Consider the following 21,988-nt stretch of genomic DNA (forward strand, 5'->3'; position numbering starts at 1 on the left):
CCCAAACAATCTGCCCTCAAAGCAGAGGGTGTCGATGGTGAAGTCGACAGAAAGCCGAAAATTTGCAAGAACTACAAATCATCTATCACGTATCCAAGGGATAGCGTCTCACGACGACATCCCAACCGAATTGCTTGACGACCATAGAGCGTTGGAACCACCTGATCCCATCCCGAACTCAGTAGTGAAACGACGCATCGCCGATGGTAGTGTGGTGCTTCACCATGTGAGAGTAGGTCATCGTCAAGCTCCTATACGAAACCCCAGATCGCGAAAGCGGTCTGGGGTTTCTTCTTTGCAGCGCGGAATACACGCGCATACCATCGCGTAAGGTGCGCTGCGCGGTAAGCGTTCAGCCAAGTCACCTTCCGAACTCCAGCATTAAGGGCGATGGTGTCCGCACCAATAAAAGTGCCGCTCGGGTAGAATGCGCGAATTCTGCTGGGGACTTTCATGTCTGACTCGCCACCCGAACCGTCCTTGTCATCCTTGCCGATCGAGCAGTTGGTCGCCTGTCATGAGTGCGATCTGTTGATGCGCAAGCCGGTGCTGCAGGATGGAGAAAGCGCCGAGTGTCCGCAGTGTGGGTATGAGTTGTTCAGCCATCGCCACCACGTCGTTCGACGTAGTCTGGCGTTAGTGCTGACTGCTCTGCTGCTTTATATCCCCGCGAACTTCCTGCCAATCATGCAGCTCAATCTACTGGGCCAGACCTCGCAAGATACGGTCTGGAGCGGTGTGATCGGCTTGTATGAAAGCGGTATGCAAGGCATCGCTGTGGTGGTGTTCCTCTGCAGCATGGCCGTACCACTGCTCAAGCTGATTTGCCAACTGCTGGTGTTGCTCAGCATTCGTCTCGATTTTGGCCGTAGCTACGGCCTGTTGCTTTATCGTATCTATCACCATCTGCGTGAGTGGGGGATGCTCGAGGTCTATCTGATGGGCATCCTGGTGGCGATGGTCAAGTTGATGGATCTGGCTGATCTGAGTATCGGCCTGGGGCTGTTCTGTTTTATCGCGCTGTTGCTGGTGCAGGTCTGGCTGGAGGTGACCATGTCGCCGCATCAGATCTGGCAAGCCTTGTCCGGGGAGGACATCCATGCGGGCGATTGAGGCTGGATTGCTGGTCTGCCATGAGTGTCATCAGCTCAATCCGGTCGATACCGAGGCCGAGCATCAGTACTGCAGTCGCTGCGGTGGCAGGGTTCATGAGCGTCGACCAGGCAGTCTGGTGCGTACCTGGGCGCTGTTGCTGACGTCGGCGATTCTTTATATTCCAGCCAACCTGCTACCCATCATGACGGTCAACAGCCTGGGCAAGGGCTCGCCGGCGACCATCATGGGTGGGGTGGTGGAACTCATCCACCTGGGCATGCTGCCAATCGCTGCGGTGGTGTTCATCGCCAGTATTCTGGTGCCGACGTTCAAGCTGGTTGGCATCGCGCTGCTGCTGTATTCGGTTCAGCGCCATCAGCCGATGTCGGCGCGTCAGCGTATTCTGATGTACCGCTTTATCGAATGGATCGGCCGCTGGTCGATGCTGGATATATTCGTCATCGCCATTCTGGTGGCGATAGTGAATTTTGGCAGCCTGGCCAGTATCGAAGCTGGGGCCGGAGCGGCCGCCTTTGCCAGTGTGGTCATCCTGACTATGTTGGCTGCACTGACTTTCGACCCTCGCCTTATCTGGGACAACACGGAAACCGACCATGACTGACCTTCCTCTGGCCAAGACGCGTCCTGCTTCGAATTGGTCGGCCATCTGGGTTTTGCCCCTGATTGCACTCATGATTGGTGGCTGGCTCGCCTGGCGCGCCTACAGTGATGCCGGCATTCAGGTGGAATTGGTATTCGCCAGTGGCGAGGGCATCCAGGCCGGCAAGACCGAGCTGATGTACAAGGGCATGGCGGTCGGCAAGGTGACGGCCATCAGTCTCGACAGCAGCGAGAAAAACAGGGGCGTCGTCGCCACGCTTGAGGTCAACAAGGAGCTCGAGCAGTACCTGCGCAGCGGTACCCGCTTCTGGTTGGTCAAGCCGAATGTAAGCCTGGCAGGGATAAGTGGCCTGGAGACGTTGGTGTCAGGTAACTACATCACCTTCAGTCCAGGCGATGGCGAGCCGAGCAAGAGTTTCACCGCTCTGACTCAGGAACCGCCGATGGGCGATGATGTGCCTGGTCTGCACCTGACGCTGAAGGCCGATCGGCTCGGCTCGCTCAATCGCGACAGCCCTGTGTTCTATCGGCAGATTCAAGTCGGTCGGGTGAAAAGCTACACATTGGGTGAAGACCAGAGCACCGTCGAGGTGAAGGTTTTCATCGAACCTGCCTATGCCAATCTGGTGCGCAAACATACGCGTTTCTGGAATGCCAGCGGTATCAGCGTCGATGCCGACCTGTCCGGCTTCAAGCTGCGCAGCGAGTCGCTGGCCAGTATCGTCGCTGGCGGTATCGCGTTCGCCACGCCGGAGCACCGCAAGGACAGTCCGCCTACCGATCCGGCACTGCCATTCCGCCTGTACGAGGACTATGACGAAGCACAGGCCGGTATCAAGGTCGTGGTGACGCTGACCGACTTCGAGGGTTTGCAGGAAGGCCGTACGCCGGTGATGTACAAGGGCATCCAGGTGGGGTCGCTGAAAACCATGAAGGTCGACCGTGACCTCAATAGTGCCACGGCGGAGCTGACCATCAACCCGCTGGCCGAGGAGTACCTGGTCGAAGGCTCTGAGTTCTGGGTGGTCAAACCGTCCATCTCGCTGGCTGGAATCACCGGCCTGGAAGCGCTGGTCAAGGGTAACTACATCGCTGTACGACCGGGCGAGAAGGGTAAGCCGCCGGCACGTAACTTCGTCGCGCGCAGCAAGGCTCCGCCTCTGGATCTGGGGGCGCCGGGCCTGCACCTGGTGCTGTTCACCGACCAGCTCGGTTCCATCGAGGTCGGCAGCCCGGTGCTCTACCGGCAGATCAAGGTCGGCTCGGTGCAGAGTTACCAACTGGGGCGTGATAACAACCAGGTGGTACTCGGTGTTCATATCGAGCCGGATTATGTGCATCTGGTGAATACCACCACGCGTTTCTGGAACGCCAGCGGCATCACCCTCAAGGGTGGGCTGTCTGGTGTCGAGGTCAAGAGCGAGTCGCTGCAGACCCTGCTTGCTGGCGGTATCGCTTTCGAGACGCCTGACCTGCAGGCGGCCAGGTCGGATCGCCAGGTGCAACGCTTTGCCCTGCACGCCGATCGCGACAGCGCCTTGCAGTTGGGTCAGCAGATCACCATACGCGTCGCCGATGGCGATGGTCTGCAACCGGGTACGCTGGTGCGCTACAAAGGTCTGGAGGTCGGCAAGGTCGAGAACCTCAACCTCACGGATGACCTGCAAGCAGTGATTCTCAATGTTCGCATCACTCAGGCCACCGAGCAGATTGCCCGTGACGGCACGCGCTTCTGGGTCGTGAAGCCGGAGTTGAGCCTGACTCGTGCCGCGAACCTCGGAACGCTGGTCAGCGGCCAGTATCTGGAAGTGCAACCCTCGGCGCAGAAGGGGGCGCGCCGTACCGAGTTCACCGCGCTCGCCAGTGCGCCGAATCAGGCCGTGCGCGAGGAAGGCCTGCGCCTGGTGTTGAGCGCGCCGCGGCGTGGTTCGATCAAGCCGGGCGTGATAGTCAGTTATCGCGAGGTGCCGGTGGGCAAGGTGGTGGATTTCGAGCTCGGGCCGACTTCGGATCGCGTGCTGATCCATGTGCTGATCGAACCACGTTACGCGCCCTTGGTACGTTCGGGCAGCCGCTTCTGGAACGCCAGTGGTATTGGCGTCGATGCCGGGTTGTTCAAGGGCCTGAAGGTGCGTACCGAGTCGCTGGAGGCGTTGATCGAGGGCGGTATCGCTTTCGCCACGCCGAACAATCCGGAGATGGGCGGGCCGGCGCAACCTGGGCAGACCTTCGCGTTATTCGATGAACCGCAGGAGCCCTGGATGCAGTGGGCGCCGAAGATCGTGCTGGAGCAGTAAGACGATTATGGAAATGAAAGGGGCCGCAGTGAGCGGCCCTTTTCATTTTTGCGGCTATAAAAGCTCGCGGCTGAAGCGGAATGCCGCCCAGCCGCTCCTACGAGTATGTGATCCGTGGGAGGGGCTTCAGCAGCGACGGGCTCAGGCCAGCTCGGCAGTTTCCTCCTGCGCAGGCTCCTGGGCCTTGGCACTTTCGCGCGGCCTGATGAACTTCCAGTCCGCCTCGTCGATGTAGATGCCGTTGGGGCCGCTGCCGCCTTCCAGGTCGATGGCCACGTGGGCCGAGACCTGCGGTTTCACCGAGGCCAGGATCGGCACGAAGCCGAGCTGCAGGCTGGTTTCGATCAGGGCCTGCTGGTTGCGTTCGTCGATGTCCGCCGCCTCGTCGAGGTAGTAGGGCAGACGCACCCGTCCGGCCTGCTCGCGATCCATCAGGTGCAGCAGCAGGTACATGTTGGTCAGCGCCTTGATGGTCATGGTGGTGCCGTTGGAAGCAGCGCCATCGATGTCGGTGTGGATGATCGGCTGGCCATGCACCTTGGTGATCTCGAAAGCCAGTTCGAACAGATCCTTCAGGCCCAGCTGGTTGCCGTTGGCGGCGACCAGGCGCGACAGGTAGTCCTTGGCTTCCTCGTTCTTGGCATCCTGATCGGCTGATTGCGACAGGTCGAATACCGACAGGGTTTCGCCTTCTTCGTACTGGCCGGCGCTGTGGATAATCTGATCGATGTGGCGCAGGGCTTCCTTGTTCGGTGCCAGGACGATGCGGAAGCTTTGCAGGTTGGAGACCTGGCGCTTGTTGATCTCGCGGTTGAACAGCGCCAGTTGGTGCTCGAGGTTGTCGTAGTCGCTGCGGATATTGCGCAGGGTACGGGCGATATCGGTGACCGCCGCACGGCGTGCTTTGGCCAGGGTCAGGGCTTCGTCCTGGCGGTGGGCGTAGGCGTTGACCAAGAGTTGCAGGCGGCGCTCGACGTCGTCCTCGCTGTCGAACTTGGCAACGCCCTTCAGGCGTACCTGGGCGTAGAGCGCTTCGATCTGACCGTCGATACGCTGCAGCGCCTGCCAGGTGTCCTGGTAGTCGTTGAGCAGCGGCAGCAGGTTGTCCAGCGAGTCGTCCACCGGCTCCATGAACGGAGTGCCGAACGGCAGGTCGGCTGGCAGCAACTGGCGACGACGCAGGGCGTCTTCCAGGGTGCGTTCCTTGGCTTCCAGATCGGCCAGTTGGCGGCCGACCAGTTGCAGCTTGGCGGAGAGTTGCTGCACGCGCTCGGCGAAGGCATCGCTGGCACGTTTGAGTTCGTCCTGGGCGCCTTCCAGCTCGGCCAGGCGTTCCAGCTTCTGCGGTTCCTCGGCGGCCAGGGTCTGGCTCTTGCGGAAGTCTTCCAGGGCTTTCTGCGCATCCAGCACGGCCTGGTACAGCGTCTCGGCCTGGGCCTTGCTGGCGGCGCGGTCGGCGGCGACCGACTGCTGGGTCTTGAGCTGCTTGAGCTCGCGTTCCAGGCGATCCTTCTGGTCGCGCAGGGCGGCGCGGTCGGCCAGCGCCTGCAGGGCCGGCGGTTCGATATGGCTGAGGTCGATGGACAGGCCCGGCACGGCGAAGGTGTCGCCCTTGAAGCGATCCAGCACTGCTTCGATGGCCTTGACCCAATCGTCACCCTCGGCCTGGATGCCTTTCTCGCCGAGCGGTAGGCTGAAAAGCTGGCCGTTGAACAAGCGCATCAGGCGATCGACATCGGCCTGGCTGAATTCCTCGCGCAGGCGCGAGTAGCTGTTGTTGTCAGCGTGGTCGAGTTGCTGCTTGACCGACTTGAGGCGTTTTTCCAGATCGCGCAGACGCTCGTCCAGGTCTTCGCTGGAGAACTGCCGCGACTGCGCCAGGGCGCCGGCCAGTTCGTCGTGGGCGTCCTTGGCGGCGAGCAGTTGCTCTTCCAGTACCTTGGCGTTTTCCACCAGGGCGAAGCGGTTCTTCAGCACCGAAAGTTCGCCCAGCCAGCGCTGGATCTCGCTGATCTCGCGCTCCAGACGCATCAGCTCACTGGTGCCGCCGCGCTGTTCGTTCTGCAGGCCGTCCTGCTCGCTGCGGTAATGCTCGGCCTGGATCACCAGCTCTTCCTTGCGCGCATCGGCATAGTCGTGCCAGGTGCCCAGCAGGTTGTCGAGCAGCGGCGAGAGGCGGTGTAGCTTGCCGCGCAGCACTTCGCGCTGGGCCACGCCCGAGGCCAGCGCTTCGATCAACGGGCCGGCGGTGACCAGCGCCTGGTAGTCCTGCTCCATACGGCGTACGTCGCGGAAGGCTTCCTCGGTGGCGGCGATATAGTCGACGCTGCCCGAGCGCAGGCTGTGCTCGAAGGCATCGAGGAACAGCTGCTTGAGCTTGGCGGCGGTGATCTCGCGCATGTGCAGCAGGTTGATGAACAGGGCGCGGAAGGTCTTCAGGCTCTGCTCGCTGGTCGAGCGCAGCGGGATCAGGGTCAGATCCAGCGGGATGCTGGTGTGGCCGCCGACCAGCAGGCGACGCAGTTCGTCGGGCTTCAGTTCGTAGGCGGTGATGCCGGCCTGGCCGAGGTTCTTGAACAGCTCACGCTGACGCAGGCAGGTGCCGTTCTGCTGATAGTGCTCCAGATCCAGCTCGCCAGCGTAGGCGAAGAACTGGTGGCCGAAGCCGCCGCCCGGGCCGCGACCGGCTACGCCGATCACGTGCGGGCCGTGGGGCAGGGCGACTTCGACGAGGATGTAGCTGGTGTCGCTGGCGAAGTAGAACTTGCGCGAGGCTTCCAGGCTGTACTTGCCGAAGCTCATGTCCGACATGCGCGCCAGGATGGGAAACTGCAGGGCGTTGATCGAGGCGGATTTACCCAGGTTGTTGGCGCCGTACACCGACAGCGGGTTTTCCAGCGGGAACAGGCCGAGACTGTAGCCGGCGGTATTCAGCAGGGCGAAGCGGCGGATGCCGTAGCGTTCCTGGCTCATGCGTCCATCTCCTGTGCGGCGCGTTCTTCGGCCATGGCGCGGGCCAGGGCATCTTCCTCGGATTCTTCGACGCCCGCGGCTTCAGTCGGATCGGCGTCGCCATCATCGTCCAGCAGCACCGGCGCCGGTAGTGGCAGGTCGCTGCTGTGCAGGCTGGCGGCCAGGTCACGGTCGTGCTGCACCGACAGGCAGACGTCGAGGAAACGGTGCATCGGTGGCAGAAAACGGTACACGCCGTTGCTGTCCTCGGCGAAGCCGAGCTGCACTAGGCGGCGGATGATCTTGTCTTCCAGCTCCTCGAAGGTGGTGACCTCGGCCTGCAGGAACAGGTCGCGGTACTTCTCTAGCAGCGCCGGCAGCTCGTCACGGCCGATGCTGCCGCCGTCAAGTACGGAGAGCGGGTCGCGGCCCTGGTCGGCCAGGTGCTCGACCAGGATGAAGGTGAATAGCGCCAGACGCTGGGCGGTCTTGTTCACCTGCGGCGCCACCTGCTCCGGCACGAAGTAGTAGAAACCGCGCGGGTCGCAGACCAGCTCGAAGCCGAGGGCACGGAACAGCGCGCGATACTGATCCTGCATGCTCGACAGCTGGGCGTAGCACTCCGGCTCGCTGCGCGAGATGTGGTAGCCCTTGAACAGGTCGCGGAAGGCCGCCGCGAGTTGGGTCATTTCTTTCAGATCGATGTTCATACGCAATGCTCACGGGCAGTCGTAGGGTGCGCTGTGCGCACCATGTCGTCGGTTGCGGTGCGCACAGCGCACCCTACGGGCAGCTCAGCCATTGGGCTGGCCTACCAGGGCAAAGGAGGCAAGGCTGACCTCATGATCTCGGGTCAGGTACTGGCGGCGCTCCAGGCGTTCACGCTGGAAACGCGACTCGCGCGACAGGCGCGAGAACCAGTAGAGCAACTCGTCGGTGGCGCCTTCCGGTTCCTGCTCCAGCAGCCAGGTCATCAGGTCCGGCAGTGGCAGGGCCTGTTCGCAGCGCTCGATCATTTCTCGCGCGGTTTTCGGCGCCTTGGGCGCGCCGCCCTTGCGGCTGCTGCTGGCCTTGGGGAAATGCGCTGGCTTGGCTTCGAAGCGGGCCAGGGCGTAAACGTAGGCCTCGACCTGACTGGCCGAACCGAGGAAGTTGCTCTGCGGCCGGGTGAACAGCGGCATGGCCGCCTGTGGCACGGCGTCGATGCCCTTCTTGCGGATCACCGACAGCGCCAGCGCGGCACCACGGGTCACGGCGTTGTGCCGGCGCGCTTCCTCCCGCAGTGGCAAGAGCAGTTCACGGGCCTTGCGCAGGGTCAGTTGGGCGGTGGTCTGCATTTCCAGGATGCGCGCGTGGGTGCGCAGCAGCAGGTCATCGTCGACCAGTTGGCCGAGACGCTGTTGATCGCCGAGCAGGCGCAGCAGCACCTGTTCAACGCGGCGCACGCCCTGCTCGAAGGCGCCGTCGGCGGCGACCAACTGGATCATTGGTTCAACGTATTCGTCCCAGGTGGCCAGCACCTCGGCGTAGCGCTGGCGCAGGGGAATCTGCCGATCCGAGGTCTTGGCCCGGTCGGCCACGCTGACCAGCGCCTGTTCGTCGTTGGCCAGCTTCTTCAGTACGTCGCGCACGCGCATATCGAGCAGGCGCAGTTGGCGTGCCAGGTCGTTGGCGTCGCGCACTTCGAAGGCGTCCTGGATGTAGCCGGCCAGGCGCTCCAGGTGGCGCAGGTACGCTTCGATCTCCAGGCACAGGCCGAGGCGGTGTTCACGGCGCAGGTAGGCGAGAAAATCATGGATCTGGGCGTTGAGTTCGAAGCGGTTCGGGCTCTTGGCCACCGGCACCAGGATGTCCAGACGAATCCAGGTGTCGAGCAGGGCAGTGGTGTCGCTGGGCGTGGTGTCGGGCAACTGGGTGGCGAGCTGGTTGCGCAGCTCCACCAGGCTCAGGGTGCCGGCGTCGAAACGCTCGCAGAGCGGCTCGAGCAACGTCCAGTGTTCGGCGAGGGCGCGCAAAACGCGCTTGGGATCGATCATCGAGGAGCCGGGTTCCAGGCAAGTGAAAAAGGGGAGATTGTACTGCAAGGACGAGGCCGGGTTTGAGTCCGGATCGATCAGAGGCAGGTGTTGCGATACAGGGGGCGGTAATCGCGCGGCGTCATCGGCCTGTAACCATAGGTTCTTAGCCTGTCAGCCCGAACAGGCCCAATAACGGTCATGGCCTGTTGTACAAAAAATCTCCAATGCCCTTTCGATATGCGCCGGTTATCGGCACAATTCGCGTCCACTTTTTTCCGGGGGGCTGAAAACCCTCCATTGGCCGACCTTGCTGGGGCGACGAGATGATCCAGACGCCGTACTACCTCATCGACAAACAGAAGCTTCTGGTCAACCTGGAGAAGATCGCCTACGTGCGCGAGAACTCCGGTGCCAAGGCGCTGCTGGCGCTGAAATGCTTCGCCACCTGGTCGGTGTTCGACCTGATGCAGCAATACATGGACGGCACCACGTCGTCGTCGCTGTATGAGCTGAAGCTGGGCCGCCAGAAGTTCGCTGGCGAAACCCACGCCTACAGTGTGGCCTGGGCCGACGACGAGATCGAAGAGATGGTCGCCAACTGCGACAAGATCATCTTCAACTCCATCGGCCAGCTCGAACGTTTCGCCGAGCGCACCGAGGGCACCATCCGCGGCCTGCGCGTCAACCCGCAGGTGAGCAGCTCCGACTACCTGCTGGCCGACCCGGCGCGTCCATTCAGCCGCCTCGGCGAGTGGGACCCTGCGAAGATCGAGCAGGTCATGGGGCAGATTTCCGGCTTCATGTTCCACAACAACTGCGAGAACGGCAGCTTCGAGCTGTTCGACAAGATGCTCACCACCATCGAGGAGCGCTTCGGTCACCTGATCGCCCAGGTCGAGTGGGTCAGCCTTGGCGGCGGCATCCACTTCACTGGTGAGGGCTATCCGATCGATGCCTTCTGCGCGCGCCTTAAAGCCTTCTCCGAGAAGTACGGTGTGCAGGTATATCTGGAGCCGGGCGAAGCGGCGATCACTCTGAGCGCCTCGCTGGAAGTGACCGTGCTCGACACCCTTTACAATGGCAAGCATCTGGCGGTGGTCGACAGCTCCATCGAAGCGCACATGCTTGATCTCTTGATCTACCGCCTCAACGCCAAGATGGCGCCGAATAACGGCGAACACACCTACATGGTCTGCGGCAAGAGCTGCCTGGCCGGGGATATCTTCGGCGAGTACCAGTTCGACAAGCCGCTCAAGATCGGTGATCGCCTGTCGTTCATCGACGCTGCCGGCTACACGATGGTCAAGAAGAACTGGTTCAACGGTCTGAAGATGCCGTCCATCGTGGTCAAGCAACTCGATGGTAGTGTCGAGGTGGTTCGCCAGTTCGAGTTCGACGACTACCTGTCCAGCCTGTCGTGATATCCCGTAGGGTGGATGACGCCTTTTTCATCCGCCATGGCGAAGGTATTCGGTGGACGGGGGAAGCGTCGTCCACCCAACGATTTCCAGCGTAATCATTGTCCAAAACGCAGTACCCAGGAGGTGAAACAATTGAAGAAGAATGTTCTGATCATTGGAGCAGGAGGTGTTGCCAAGGTGGTGGCCCATAAGTGCGCGCAACACAATGACGAGTTAGGTCGCATTGCAATTGCGTCGCGCAACATCTCCAAATGCCAGGCCATCATCGACAGCGTGCAGGCAAAGGGCGGCCTCAAGCAGTCCGGCGAGATCAAGGCCTATGCGCTGAACGCCCTGGACGTGGAAGCGACCAAGGCACTGATCCGCGAAACCGAATCGCAGATCGTCATTAACGTCGGTTCGGCGTTCCTCAACATGTCCGTGCTGCGTGCCTGTATCGACACCGGCGTCGCCTATCTGGACACCGCCATCCACGAAGATCCGAGCAAGATCTGTGAAACCCCGCCGTGGTACGGCAACTACGAGTGGAAGCACCTGGCCGAATGCCAGGACAAGGGCGTGACCGCCATCCTCGGCGTCGGCTTCGACCCGGGCGTAGTCAACTCCTATGCCGCTCTGGCGCAACAACAGTACTTCGACAAGATCGAGTCGATCGACATCCTCGACGTCAACGCCGGTTCGCACGGCAAGTACTTCGCCACCAATTTCGACCCGGAAATCAATTTCCGCGAATTCACCGGCACGGTCTACAGCTGGCAGAACAGCCAGTGGGTGAGTAACCGCATGTTCGAAGTCAAACGCACCGACGATCTGCCGGTGGTGGGCGAACAGAACCTGTACCTGACCGGCCATGACGAGGTGCACTCGCTGTCCAAGCACCTCGACGTACCGAACGTCCGCTTCTGGATGAGCTTCGGTGACCACTACATCAACGTGTTTACCGTGCTGAAGAATCTCGGCCTGCTCTCCGAGCAGCCGGTCAAGACCGCCGAAGGCCTCGAAGTGGTACCGCTCAAGGTGGTCAAGGCCGTGCTGCCCGACCCTGCCTCGCTGGCGCCGGGCTACACCGGCAAGACCTGCATCGGCGACCTGGTCAAGGGCACCAAGGATGGCCAGCCGCGCGAGCTGTTCATCTATAACGTGGCCGACCACGAAGACGCCTTCGCCGAGACCGACAGCCAGGGCATCTCCTACACCGCCGGCGTACCGCCGGTCGCCGCTGCGCTGCTGGTCGCGCGTGGTGAGTGGGATGCCAAGCGTATGGTCAACGTCGAGGAGCTGCCGGCCGAGCCGTTCCTCACGCTGCTGGATGTGATGGGGCTGCCGACGCGCATCAAGGATGAGCACGGCGACCGTCCCTGGGATCAGTAAGCCCAGGTGAACCCCAGAAGCCCCGCTGCGCAAGCTGCGGGGTTTTTGTTTTTGGGACACTTTGTTTGCCCACAATCCCGTTGTGGCGCTTCCCGCTCCGACCATTTCACGCGACAATCCGCCCCTGTTGAAAAACCTCTCTCTGGAGCGCCTGTGATTCCCGAACAGCGCCGTCGCGCCTACCTCGACGCCATGCAGGTGGCCACCTGGCTGCCGCGTACCGAACTGCCCTTCGCGGCAGCGTCGCGTCTGGAACTGCTTGAGTCGCAACAGGAGGAAGCGTTCGAGCCTGTGCCAGAGCCTGTTGCCGTCACTCCGGCTGTCGTGCGTGAAGCGCCGGTCGAGCGGCCGAAGATCGAAATCCCGCGACCGGGCGCACAGCCCCGTCAGGCGGCTGTCGAGCCGGTGGCGGAACCGGAGCAGGTCGAGGAAAAGCCGGCTCGTGTCAGCGTCCCGCCGCCGCGTTTTTCCCTGCAGTTGCTGCGGGCCGGCGATTGCGCCTTACTGGTGGAGCTGCCCACCGGCCAGCCTTTCCAGAGCCGCGACCCGGCCTACATCCTGCTCAAGGATTTGCTGCGCGCCGCCGGCCTGCCGGACAGCCCGCAACTGCTCGGCGAGCCGGTGCGCTGGCCGCTACTGGTGCGCGGCAATATGGATCAAGGCCCGCAAGCGGCGTTGGAATTCGTGCAGAGCTTCGTTGCTGCGCGTCTGGAGGAGCAGCCGAGCGCCTGCCTGTGGCTGGTTGGCCTGCCGGCTATTCGTTTCGCTGGTGAGGGTGACGAGCACAGCTACAATCGCGAGTTGCAGGTCGAGGGGCTGGGTACCTGCTGGGCCTTGCCGGGCCTGGAGCTGCTGATGGAAGAGCCAACGCGCAAGCGTGAGCTGTGGCAGGCCATGCGGCGTGTTCGTCAGCGCTGGCTAGCGCCCGCACATTCCTGAGAACCCCCGTCTTTACGCCCGAGTTTTCCTTAATGAGCGATGCGATTTCCTTCCGCCCGATGACCGAGGCGGATCTCGATGCCGTGCTGAAGATCGAATACGCCGCCTTCAGTCATCCGTGGACGCGCGGTATCTTCACCGACAGCCTCAAGTCCTATAACTGCTGGCTGATGTTCGAAGGTAATCAGCAGGTCGGTCATGGCGTGATCAACCTGATCCTCGACGAAGCACACCTGCTCAATATCACCGTCAAGCCGGAAAGCCAGGGCCGCGGTCTTGGCTTGCGCCTGCTCGAACACCTGATGAAAGAGGCTTACGAGTTGGGTGGACGTGAATGCTTCCTTGAAGTGCGCGCCAGCAACCAGAGCGCCTACCGCCTTTACGAGCGCTTTGGCTTCAATGAAGTCGGTCGGCGTCGCGATTACTACCCGGCAGTCGGCGGGCGTGAAGATGCGCTGGTGATGGCCTGCACGCTGGTTGATTGAGGTCTGGCTGCATTGGGCTTAGAACCGTTCGCGGCAGCAATCGGCGGACTGTTCGCTTGCGCTCCTGAGTCCTCCCTACGGTGTGGCACTGCCAGTCCAGTCACCCTGGATGCCCATCCACCCGCGCTCGACACAGCATCGGCGCGTAATGCCAGGCGAACAGGGCGAAGGCGGCGCCCCAGCAGAGCGCCGCCAGCCATAGCCAGCTGCCACCTGCCGAGACCCGAATCAGCGCGCCCAGATTGAGCAGGCCAAAGGCCCAGGCCATGCTGTGCGGTGGCTGCAGCGCGCGGCCGGTGTGACCGAGGCTGACCCGCGCCATCATCGCCAGGATCAGCCCGCCCATCGCGCCCACCGCCAGCGCATGGCTGGCCAGGCTGGGGTATGCCAACCAGCCCAGGTGCCAGGCGGCCATGCCGAGGCTGGCGACCAGTAGCCAGGCGTAGCCCAGGTGTAGCGACCACAGCAGCGGCACGCCCCAGATGCCGCGCATATGCCAGCGCCACAGGCGCAGGCCGTGCAGTACGCTCAGCACGATGAACGGTACGGCCAGCCAGGAGCGGGCCTGCAAGTTATGCCCACTGGCGAACAGTGCGGCGACCAGCACGCCGCAGACCAGCAGCAAGCGATCCAGCCGGGGATGGGCGGCGAAGGCCTCGACCCGACCCAGGCCGCGCTGGGTGAAGAAGGGAATCACCCGACCACCGATCAGGCTCAGCATGACTGCAATCAGCCACAGTGCGGCCAGTGCGCCACGGCGTTGCAGGCTATCGTCGCCGTGCACCAGGCCGGCGAGCGTGACGGACTGACACAGCGCGAGCAGGCCCAGCACCAGCAGGATCGGGTAGTTGTTGCGTTGCCGGGCGGTGATCAGCTGGCGCGCCATCTGAGCAATGAACAGGCCGATAAAGGCCAGTTGCAGTGCGATCAGCAGTGCCAGTGGCACGTGGAAGAACCACACCAGGCGCGCGGCCAACCACAGCCCGAACAGTGCGACCAGGGGGCGGCCGCTCAAGCCCGGACTGCCCGTCCAGGTCTGTACGGCGGTGAGCAGGAAGCCAGCGATGATCGCCAGGCCGAAACCAAAGGGCATTTCGTGGCGATGCCAGGCCAGCATGCCACCCGGCACCGCCGGGTTGGTCAGCCCGTGCAGCGCCGCCGCCCAGAGGGCGATGGCGAGCACAGCGAACAGGGCTCCGGCGACAAAGAACGGGCGAAAGCCCAGGCGCCAGAAGGGCGCGATGGCCAGTGCCCGCTTGCGATCAAGCAATTGCATGTGCGCATGCCTCGTCTTTCAGGCGTTGCTGCGCGACCAGGCGCAGCACATAACCGATCTTCAAGATGCTGGGACCGAGTAGCGTCAGGCTGTGCGCCAGCACCAGCGTCGGCACATTCAGGTGCTTCTCCAGGCCATAGGCTGCCACCAGCCCCACCAATAGCAGGATCAGGCCGGCCCAGAGCAACTGGCTGGACAAGTGCAGAATCTGCAGCGGTGGAAGATTCAGTGGGTACATGGTTCACCTCCTCATCGTTCAGCTATCCAAAGCCGAGGCCGGGCCGAAGAACTCATAGCGGCTCTGCTCGGCCGGTACGCCCAGTGCCTGCAGGTGGCGCTTGACCTGCGCCATGAAGGGTTTCGGACCGAGGAAGTAGGCGTCCAGATCGCGCTCGGCCGGCAGCCACTGCTCCAGCAATTCGCGACTGAGAAACCCCTCGGCGTCGGCCGCATCCCCCGCGCGCGGCTCGCTGTAGCACACGTAATGGCGAATCTGCGGATGCTCGGCGGCATGGGCGTCGACCCAGTCGCGGAAGGCATGCACTTCGGCATTGCGCGCGCAGTGGATGAAATGGATCGGCCGGCCGCTGTGTCGCGCGGCGTCGAGCATGGCCAGGGCCGGGGTGATGCCAACGCCGGCGCTGATCAGTGCCAGCGGCTTGTCCGACTCGCTCAGGGTGAACTCGCCAGCGGGCGGGAACAGGTCCAGCACATCGCCAACCTGAACCTCGTCATGCAGATGGTTGGACACACGGCCGCCAGGCTCGCGCTTGACGCTGATGCGGTACTCACGGCCGTTGGCCAGGGCCGACAGCGAGTAGTTGCGGCGTACCTCTTCGCCGTCCAGCAGCAGGCGCATGCCAATGTACTGGCCGGGCTGGTAATCGAGCAGCGCGCCGCCATCGACCGGTGCCAGGTGGAAGGAGGTGATCTCGGCGCTCTCGACGACCTTGCGCACCACGCGGAAGGCCCGCGCGCCACGCCATCCGCCAGGCGCGCTGGCGTTGTCCTGATAGAGCTGTTCCTCGGCGCCGATGAAAATGTCGGCCAGTTGCTGGTAGGCCACGGCCCAGGCATCGATCACCGCATCGGTGGCGATCTCGGTGCCCAGCACCTCGCGAATCGCGCGTAGCAGGCAACTGCCGACAATGGGGTAGTGCTCGGGGAGGATCTGCAGAGCGACGTGTTTGTTCACCACCTGGCGCACCAGCGGGCCGAGAGCTTCGAGTCGGTCGATATGGCGCGCGTACATCAATACGCCGTTAGCCAGGGCCCGCGGTTGATCGCCGCTGGCCTGATGGGCCTGGTTGAACAGCGGACGTACTTCGGGATACTCGCTGAGCATCATCCGGTAGAAATGGGTGGTGAGCGCTTCGCCGCCGCTTTCCAGCAGCGGCACGGTGGCTTTGATCAGGTCACGTTGAGCATTGGTCAGCATAAGGGTATCTCCGCAAGGCAAATAAAGACGCCGGTGTGGCTCGTATGGCCAGTTGTGGCGTGCTAGCGTTAGCGATGGATACCTATCAGAAAGCGTGCCAGATAAATAATCATTAAATATCAATGGCTTGCTTGTTTTGCAGTATTAATGACTCGCTTTGCGTGTGGGTCATAAGGACAATGAGTAGTCTTAATGACCGCTAATCCTCTGTTGGAAACCCTGATTCCGCTGGTCGCCGATCTGTCACGCGAGCTGGATGACGGTGAACGCTACCGCCGCCTGCTTGCCGCCTTGCGCCAGCTCTTTCCTTGCGATGCCGTGGCGCTGCTGCGGCTCGACGGTGAAATTCTGGTGCCCCTGGCGGTGGAAGGCCTGAGCCCCGACACCCTGGGGCGGCGCTTCCGGGTCAGCGAGCATCCTCGCCTGGCTGCGTTGCTGGAGCACGCCGGGCCAACCCGTTTCGCCGCCGACTGCGGCCTGCCTGATCCTTATGACGGGCTGGTAGACGGCCTGCATGGGCATCTGGAAGTGCACGATTGCCTGGGTTGCCCGCTCTATCTGGACGAGCAGCTCTGGGGCCTGTTGACCCTGGATTCGCTCGATCCGGCCAGTTTCGGCCGGCTCGACCTGGACAGTCTCGATGCGTTCGCCAGCCTGGCGGCGGCCACGGTCAAGGTCAGCGAGCGCATCAGCGGCCTGGCGCAGCGGGTCGAGGCCGAGCGCCAGCTCACCGAGCTGTACAAACAGGCCCGCCAGCAACCGCGCGAGCTGGTGGGGCAGAGCGCGGCGCTGCGCAAGTTGCAGGACGAGGTTCGCCTGGTCGGCGACAGCCCGCTGACCGTGCTCATCACGGGGGAAACTGGTGTCGGCAAGGAACTGGTGGCCGAAGCGATCCACGCCGCCTCGCCGCGTGCGCAGCGCCCGCTGGTGAGCATCAACTGTGCGGCATTGCCCGATGCGTTGGTGGAGAGCGAGCTGTTCGGTCATGTGCGCGGCGCCTTCTCCGGGGCCATGAGCGAGCGCAGCGGCAAGTTCGAGCTGGCCGATGGCGGCAGCCTGTTCCTCGATGAAGTGGGTGAGCTGCCGCTGGCGATCCAGGCCAAGCTGTTGCGCGTGCTGCAGAGCGGCCAGTTGCAGCGGGTCGGCTCGGATCGTGAGCACCGCGTCGATGTGCGAGTGATCGCCGCCACCAACCGCGACCTGGCAGCCGAAGTACGTGCCGGACGCTTTCGCGCCGACCTCTATCACCGCCTGAGCGTCTATCCGCTGCCGGTGCCGCCGCTGCGCGAGCGTGGCCGCGATGTGTTGTTGCTGGCCGGCTACTTCCTCGAAGAGAACCGCGCCCGGCTGGGGCTGCGCAGCCTGCGACTGAGTGCGGAGGCGCAGAAGGCGCTGCTGGGCCACGACTGGCCGGGCAACGTGCGCGAGCTGGAACACCTGATCGGCCGCGCGGCGATCAAGGCGCTGGCGCGCCATGGCGAGCGACCGCGCATTCTCAGCCTCGACGTGCAGGACCTGGATCTGCCGATGGCCGAGACGCCGCCCTTGATCGACGAAGTGCTGGCGCCTGGTGAGCCGATGCCGACAGGTGTGGAGCTGCGGACGGCGGTGGACGCCTTCCAGCGCAGGTTGATTGAACAGTGCCTGACACGGTATCAGGGCAAATGGGCCGACGCGGCGCGTGAGCTGGGCGTGGATCGCGCCAACCTCAGCCGCCTGGCCAGGCGCCTAGGCATTCGCTAGCGGATTGTAGGGAGGGGCTTTAGTCGCGATCTGTTCATGTCGCGGCTAAAGCCCCTCCCACAGGTTTATCCTTGCTGAAACACCAGCGCCTTCAATCCGCTCTCGGGCGAGATATCGGGAAACTCCGGTGGGTTGTCCAGGCGCTCGACGAAGCGCAGTTGTGGCGCCTCTTTTGCCATGCCGTCGATGATGAAATCCGGGCCGATATCCGGGTCGTTGACGCAGGCCAGCACGGTACCGTGTTCGGTCAGCAGCTCAGGCAGGCGCCGGAGAATCTTGGCGTAATCTTGGGTGAGGGCGAAGCTGCCTTTCTGGAAGCTTGGCGGGTCGATGATCACCAGGTCGTACGGGCCGCTCTTACGCACCTTGCCCCAGGACTTGAACAGCTCGTGACCGAGAAACTCCACCCGGGAGAGGTCATGCCCGTTCAGGCGATGGTTGTCGCGCCCGCGCGACAGCGCAGCGCGTGCCATATCCAGATTGACCACATGCGCAGCACCGCCAGCGATGGCGGCCACGGAGAAGCCGCAGGTGTAGGCGAACAGGTTGAGTACGCGTTTGCCGGTGGCCTGCTCACGCACCCACTGGCGACCCAGGCGCATATCGAGGAACAGCCCGCTGTTCTGCTTGCTGCCCAAATCCAGCAGGTAGTGTAGGTCGTCCTCGATAATCGGCCATTGCGCCTGCGGCTCACCAGCCAGCCACTCGCTCTCGCTGCCCTGCACGTAGCGGTGCTGCAGCAGCAGGCCGCGCGCACCGCTGGCCTGCCATTGCGGCGTTTCCAGCAACTCCATGAGCAGCGGCCTTAGCGCTGGCGACGGTTCGCGAAAAAACATCACCAGCACCATGCCGGACAGCCAGTCGACGGTGATCTGCTCCAGCCCAGGCCAGCAGCGACCACGGCCATGGAACAGGCGACGAGTCTCGCTGCCGGGGTGGTTGTCCAGCGCCTGCAACAGGTGCTCGCGCAGGGTGGCGAGGGCGGTATCAGTCATCGCGGGTCAGCACTTCCAGCAGTTCGATCTCGAAGGTCAGGTCAGAATTGGGCGGAATTGCGCCCATGCTGCGCTCGCCATAACCCAGATGCGCCGGCACCTGCAGCTTGCGTTTGCCGCCGACCTGCATGCCCATCAGGCCCTGATCCCAGCCCTTGATCACGCGGCCGGTGCCGATCACGCACTGGAAGGGTTTGCCGCGCGAGTAGGACGAGTCGAACTCGCTGCCATCGGCCAGCCAGCCGCGATATTGGGTGGTGATCAGGGCGCCCTTGACCACGGCCTTGCCGTCGCCCAATTGCAGGTCTTCGATGATCAGTTGGTCAGTCATGTCAGATTTCCTTGCGGTGACGGTTTTGGCTGGCCTGCACCGAGCGTTCGGCGGGTACGCGCAGTTGAACCAGCAGGTAGTCGGCGAAGGCCGGGTCATAGTTCTGCAGGGCGATGGCGCCGGCCATGCAGCTCAGCCAGCTTTCCGCCAGCGCCTGGTCGATTGGCCACTGGGCATGGAAGGCTGGAATACTGATGCTGCCGTATTTTTCGGCGAACAGGCGTGGGCCGCCCAGCCAGCCACTGAGAAAGCACGCCAGCTTGTCGCGTGAGGCGCTCAGGTCGGCTGGGTGCAGGGCACGCAGTGCGGCGGCTTCGGGGCGTTCGTCCATCAGTCGGTAGAAATCATCGACCAGGTGGCGCAGGCCGTCGATGCCACCGGCAGCCTGGTAGGAGGCATCGCCGGTGCCGTAGGGAGGGGTGTGGCTCATCGCGTTATTCCGCGGAAAAGGCGCCATTGTAACCGCTCGCGTAGAATGGCCGGCCAGTTTGGTTTGAGGTAATGGGCAACTGCAGAGGCTGTTTTCTCCCCTCTCCCATTCATGGGAGAGGGGCCGGGGGAGAGGGGAAAAGCTCACACCCTCTCCCCAGCCCTCTCCCGCAAGCGGGAGAGGGGGCAGATCGTGCTTGCCTGAAAAGATGATGATGCAACCCCAGCAAGGCTTCGTGCTCAGCCGCCATTGGCGCGATACGCCGGAAGGCACCGAGGTGGCCTTCTGGCTGGCGACCGATGCCGGCCCGCGTCAGATACGCCTGCCGTGCCAGGAGACGGTGGCTTTTATCCCCGCCGAGCAGCGCGCCTGGGCCGAGCCATTGTTACGTAATGAGAAGGGCGTCGAGCTGCGCGAACTGACCTTGCGCGACTTCAAACACCGCCCGGTGCTGGGCCTGTATTGCCGCCAGTACCGCCAGTTGCTGCAACTGGAGAAGAAGCTGCGCCAGGTCGGCGTCGACGTCTACGAGGCCGATATCCGCCCGCCGGATCGCTACCTGATGGAGCGCTTTATCACCGCCAGCGTGCTGTTCGACGGTATCGAGCAGGAAGACGGCAGCCTGCTGTGCAAGTCGCTCAAACCCGCCACCGATTACCGCCCGGCGCTGCGCCTGGTGTCGCTGGATATCGAGACCAGCGCCCGCGGCGAGCTGTATTCCATCGCCCTGGAAGGCTGTGGTCAGCGCCAGGTGTATATGCTCGGCCCGGCCAATGGCGACGCGAGTATCGTCGACTTCGAACTGGAGTACTGCGACAGCCGCAAGGTGCTGCTCGAACGCCTGAACGACTGGCTGCAGCGGCATGATCCGGATGCCATCATCGGCTGGAACCTGGTGCAGTTCGACCTGCGCGTGCTGCGCGATCACGCCGAGCAACTCAAGGTCCCGCTGCTGCTGGGGCGTGGCGGCGACGTGATGGGCTGGCGCCAGCACAACAGCAGCCAGCACTACTTCGCCGAGGCGGCCGGGCGTTTGATCATCGACGGTATCGAGGCGCTGCGCTCAGCCACCTGGAGCTTCCCTTCGTTCAGCCTGGAATCGGTGGCGCAGACCCTGCTCGGCGAGGGCAAGGCCATCGACACGCCCTATGCACGAATGGACGAGATCCAGCGCATGTTCGACGAGGACAAGCCGGCGCTGGCGCTCTACAACCTGAAGGACTGCGAGCTGGTCACGCGCATCTTTGCTCATACCGATCTGCTCGCCTTCCTGCTGGAGCGCTCCAGCGTCACTGGTTTAGCCGCCGACCGCAGCGGCGGCTCGGTGGCGGCCTTCACCCACCTGTACCTGCCGCCCATGCACCGTCTGGGTTTCGTCGCGCCCAATCTCGGTGACATTCGTGGCGAGAACAGCCCTGGCGGTTTCGTCATGGACTCGCGCCCCGGTCTGTACGATTCGGTGCTGGTGCTGGACTACAAGAGCCTGTACCCGTCGATCATCCGCAGCTTTCTGATCGATCCGCTGGGGCTGGTCGAAGGGTTGCACCAGCCGGATGACGAACATTCGGTGGAGGGTTTTCGCGGCGCCCGTTTCTCGCGTACCCGGCATTGCCTGCCGGCCATCGTCGAGCGCGTCTGGCAGGGCCGTGAGGCGGCCAAGCGCGAGGGCAACGCGGCCTTGTCACAGGCGCTGAAGATCATCATGAACGCCTTCTACGGTGTGCTTGGCTCCAGCGGCTGCCGCTTCTTCGACCCACGCCTGGCATCGTCCATCACCCTGCGCGGGCACCAGATCATGAAGCGCACCCGCGAGCTCATCGAAGCTGAGGGGCATGCGGTGATCTACGGCGACACCGACTCCACCTTCGTCTGGCTCGGCCGCGCCCACGACGAGGACGAGGCGACACACATCGGTCGCGCGCTGGTGGCTCGCGTCAACGCCTGGTGGCGCGAGCATCTGCAGCAGGAATACGGCCTGACCAGCGCCCTGGAGCTGCAGTTCGAGACCCATTACCGGCGCTTTCTCATGCCCACCATTCGCGGCACCGAGGAGGGCAGCAAGAAGCGTTATGCCGGCCTGGTTCACGACGTAGACGGCAGCGAACGCATGGTGTTCAAGGGGCTGGAGACGGTGCGCACCGACTGGTCGCCGCTGGCCCAGCGCTTCCAGCAGGAGCTGTATCGCCTGGTGTTCGCCGGCCAGCCCTACGAGGACTACGTGCGCGACTACGTGAAACGTACGCTGGCCGGCGAGCTGGACGAGTTGCTGGTCTATCGCAAGCGCTTGCGCCGGCGCCTCGATGACTACCAGCGCAACGTGCCGCCGCATGTGCGCGCCGCACGCCTGGCCGACGAGCACAACCAGCGTCTGGATCGACCGTTGCAGTACCAGCGCGGCGGCTGGATCAGCTACCTGATCACCACTAGCGGGCCGCAACCACTGGAGCGCCTGCTGTCACCGGTGGACTACGAGCACTACATCAGCCGTCAGTTGAAACCTGTGGCCGATGCCATCCTGCCGTTCGTCGGCGGTGAGTTCGAGCGGCTGGTAGATGGGCAGCTCGGGCTGTTCTGAA

General features: G+C 63.2%; 18 protein-coding genes and 1 rRNA gene. 10 read left to right on the top strand and 9 right to left on the bottom strand.

The genetic code is table 11. The features are described from left to right. The first annotated feature begins 133 nt into the window (after positions 1-133). The 4 genes from rrf to AAEQ75_RS13375 all read left to right on the top strand — a co-directional run bounded on the left by rrf (position 134) and on the right by AAEQ75_RS13375 (position 4,013). Positions 134-249 (top strand): 5S ribosomal RNA (gene rrf, locus AAEQ75_RS13360). Between the two features lie 204 nt (positions 250-453). Then, on the top strand, positions 454-1,113 hold the full coding sequence (locus AAEQ75_RS13365) for a paraquat-inducible protein A (RefSeq protein ID WP_343349277.1): 660 nt from the start codon (positions 454-456) through the stop codon (positions 1,111-1,113). Next, positions 1,100-1,717, top strand: coding sequence for a paraquat-inducible protein A (locus tag AAEQ75_RS13370; protein ID WP_106736999.1), 618 nt, complete (start codon positions 1,100-1,102; stop codon positions 1,715-1,717). Before AAEQ75_RS13365 ends, AAEQ75_RS13370 begins: the two co-directional genes overlap by 14 nt. After that, complete coding sequence (locus AAEQ75_RS13375) at positions 1,710-4,013, top strand: PqiB family protein (protein ID WP_343349278.1); 2,304 nt, start codon at positions 1,710-1,712, stop codon at positions 4,011-4,013. The genes AAEQ75_RS13370 and AAEQ75_RS13375 overlap by 8 nt, the downstream gene beginning before the upstream one ends. 141 nt (positions 4,014-4,154) lie before the next feature. Here AAEQ75_RS13375 and mksF read toward each other — a convergent pair whose 3' ends face one another. The 3 genes from mksF to mksB all read right to left on the bottom strand — a co-directional run bounded on the left by mksF (position 4,155) and on the right by mksB (position 9,001). Continuing rightward, positions 4,155-6,986: an Mks condensin complex protein MksF gene (gene mksF / locus AAEQ75_RS13380; RefSeq protein ID WP_343349279.1), complete on the bottom strand. Its 2,832-nt coding sequence runs from the start codon at positions 6,984-6,986 to the stop codon at positions 4,155-4,157. Further along, positions 6,983-7,675: an Mks condensin complex protein MksE gene (gene mksE, locus AAEQ75_RS13385; protein WP_256836223.1), complete on the bottom strand. Its 693-nt coding sequence runs from the start codon at positions 7,673-7,675 to the stop codon at positions 6,983-6,985. Before mksE ends, mksF begins: the two co-directional genes overlap by 4 nt. Before the next feature lie 84 nt (positions 7,676-7,759). After that, the gene (mksB, locus tag AAEQ75_RS13390; RefSeq protein WP_343349280.1) at positions 7,760-9,001 is read right to left on the bottom strand and encodes an Mks condensin complex protein MksB; all 1,242 of its coding nucleotides are present in this window, start codon (positions 8,999-9,001) and stop codon (positions 7,760-7,762) included. A 305-nt stretch (positions 9,002-9,306) separates the two neighbouring features. Here mksB and AAEQ75_RS13395 point away from each other — a divergent pair, with 305 nt between their 5' ends. The 4 genes from AAEQ75_RS13395 (at position 9,307) to rimI (ending at position 13,199) form a co-directional block, all read left to right on the top strand. After that, positions 9,307-10,404 carry a carboxynorspermidine decarboxylase gene (locus tag AAEQ75_RS13395; protein ID WP_343349281.1) on the top strand — a complete coding sequence of 366 codons (1,098 nt, stop codon included), beginning with the start codon at positions 9,307-9,309 and terminating at the stop codon, positions 10,402-10,404. Positions 10,405-10,536: 132 nt separating this feature from the next. Next, on the top strand, positions 10,537-11,775 hold the full coding sequence (locus tag AAEQ75_RS13400; protein WP_343349282.1) for a saccharopine dehydrogenase family protein: 1,239 nt from the start codon (positions 10,537-10,539) through the stop codon (positions 11,773-11,775). Between the two features lie 153 nt (positions 11,776-11,928). Then, positions 11,929-12,714, top strand: a complete 786-nt coding sequence (locus AAEQ75_RS13405) for an energy transducer TonB (protein ID WP_143504029.1) — start codon at positions 11,929-11,931, stop codon at positions 12,712-12,714. A 32-nt stretch (positions 12,715-12,746) separates the two neighbouring features. Continuing rightward, the gene (rimI, locus tag AAEQ75_RS13410; RefSeq protein WP_021488733.1) at positions 12,747-13,199 is read left to right on the top strand and encodes a ribosomal protein S18-alanine N-acetyltransferase; all 453 of its coding nucleotides are present in this window, start codon (positions 12,747-12,749) and stop codon (positions 13,197-13,199) included. 100 nt (positions 13,200-13,299) lie between these two features. On the opposite strand, the gene AAEQ75_RS13415 is transcribed toward rimI, so the two are convergent. The 3 genes from AAEQ75_RS13415 to hmpA are packed head-to-tail and all read right to left on the bottom strand — an operon-like array spanning position 13,300 to position 15,913. Then, positions 13,300-14,475 carry an NnrS family protein gene (locus AAEQ75_RS13415; protein ID WP_343349283.1) on the bottom strand — a complete coding sequence of 392 codons (1,176 nt, stop codon included), beginning with the start codon at positions 14,473-14,475 and terminating at the stop codon, positions 13,300-13,302. Continuing rightward, positions 14,462-14,713 (bottom strand): hypothetical protein, encoded by a 252-nt coding sequence (locus AAEQ75_RS13420; RefSeq protein WP_017362531.1) that lies wholly within the window; start codon positions 14,711-14,713, stop codon positions 14,462-14,464. Before AAEQ75_RS13420 ends, AAEQ75_RS13415 begins: the two co-directional genes overlap by 14 nt. 18 nt (positions 14,714-14,731) lie before the next feature. Further along, positions 14,732-15,913, bottom strand: coding sequence for an NO-inducible flavohemoprotein (hmpA, locus tag AAEQ75_RS13425; RefSeq protein WP_041979587.1), 1,182 nt, complete (start codon positions 15,911-15,913; stop codon positions 14,732-14,734). 192 nt (positions 15,914-16,105) lie between these two features. On the opposite strand from hmpA, the gene norR reads away from it, so the two are divergent. Then, the gene (gene norR, locus AAEQ75_RS13430) at positions 16,106-17,656 is read left to right on the top strand and encodes a nitric oxide reductase transcriptional regulator NorR (protein ID WP_343349284.1); all 1,551 of its coding nucleotides are present in this window, start codon (positions 16,106-16,108) and stop codon (positions 17,654-17,656) included. A 65-nt stretch (positions 17,657-17,721) separates the two neighbouring features. Here norR and AAEQ75_RS13435 read toward each other — a convergent pair whose 3' ends face one another. From AAEQ75_RS13435 to AAEQ75_RS13445, 3 genes are read right to left on the bottom strand one after another with little or no spacing between them, the layout of a single operon-like run. Beyond that, positions 17,722-18,651: a class I SAM-dependent methyltransferase gene (locus AAEQ75_RS13435; protein WP_343349285.1), complete on the bottom strand. Its 930-nt coding sequence runs from the start codon at positions 18,649-18,651 to the stop codon at positions 17,722-17,724. Then, positions 18,644-18,982 carry an FKBP-type peptidyl-prolyl cis-trans isomerase gene (locus AAEQ75_RS13440; protein WP_143504021.1) on the bottom strand — a complete coding sequence of 113 codons (339 nt, stop codon included), beginning with the start codon at positions 18,980-18,982 and terminating at the stop codon, positions 18,644-18,646. Before AAEQ75_RS13440 ends, AAEQ75_RS13435 begins: the two co-directional genes overlap by 8 nt. Before the next feature lies 1 nt (position 18,983). After that, the gene (locus AAEQ75_RS13445; RefSeq protein WP_275860495.1) at positions 18,984-19,412 is read right to left on the bottom strand and encodes a group II truncated hemoglobin; all 429 of its coding nucleotides are present in this window, start codon (positions 19,410-19,412) and stop codon (positions 18,984-18,986) included. Between the two features lie 214 nt (positions 19,413-19,626). Here AAEQ75_RS13445 and AAEQ75_RS13450 point away from each other — a divergent pair, with 214 nt between their 5' ends. Further along, entirely contained in the window at positions 19,627-21,987 is a 2,361-nt protein-coding gene (locus AAEQ75_RS13450) for a DNA polymerase II (protein ID WP_343352388.1), read from the top strand. Position 21,988: the final 1 nt, after the last annotated feature.

The sequence above is a fragment of the Pseudomonas sediminis genome (assembly GCF_039555755.1).
GTDB lineage: Bacteria > Pseudomonadota > Gammaproteobacteria > Pseudomonadales > Pseudomonadaceae > Aquipseudomonas > Aquipseudomonas mendocina_D.